This is a genomic window from Alteromonas alvinellae, from assembly GCF_902705805.1.
In genome coordinates this window covers 1-703 of record NZ_CACSIH010000005.1, presented here as the reverse complement: position 1 = coordinate 703, position 703 = coordinate 1, and the positions used below count along the sequence as shown (strand labels likewise).

Here is a 703-nt window from a genome sequence, read left to right as displayed (position 1 = left end):
CTGGATTTGAAGCGTGGCGCCCTTTCGCTTTCTGCTTGAACAGAACTAACGTACAGGCAAAGGGGTTACCTCTAGCTATTTGGCTGTTATCAAAACGCTTAGGTCGACTGGTCGCTTGGGCATAAAGGTGACGAATACACTGCCACGTATTGCCGCTGTCGAGTGAGTAAAAATGCGGTTTGCGAACCCGTCCGACAATATCCCAGCCTAACGCTAATACTTCCCTGAACCAGGGTGATTTATATCCTGCGTCGGTGACGATAATGGGTCGGCAATTTGAAGGTAACATGGCGTGTAACGCCTTTAAGAATGCCTTGTGGCTGGCGGGTTTCTCTTTGGTCTTGTTGCAGTGAACTTCTTGATAAAGTGTGACGGGTCTACCCTTTAAAGATATGGCCGCGCGTAAAAGAAAGTGCGCTTTATGGTCATCTAAATCTGACCAGTCGATTGAGATAACAGGGCGAGATGTGCTGCCACAAAATAGTTGGCAAATAGATGCATAGATAAACGGTGTTTCACTTAATAAATGCGGGTTTGAAAGCAAGCGGTCGGCACGTTTAATCCGGTGTTTCTCAAAGGCTTTAGTCTTAATTCCTCGACCTATGCTGGTTACGGTTGCAGCGCTACCGTTGAGCAGGCTCTTAACGCACGCCGTTACTGCATTCCGACGAGTTTTATGCATTTTATAGCTGACAAGCGATAC

The 703-nt window shown here is 47.1% G+C and carries 1 protein-coding gene; it reads right to left on the bottom strand.

What is annotated here, in order from left to right; translation table 11 throughout:
- Nucleotides 1-703: IS4 family transposase (locus ACX5KA_RS00025; RefSeq protein ID WP_458730162.1), on the bottom strand; the 703-nt coding region annotated here is incomplete at both ends.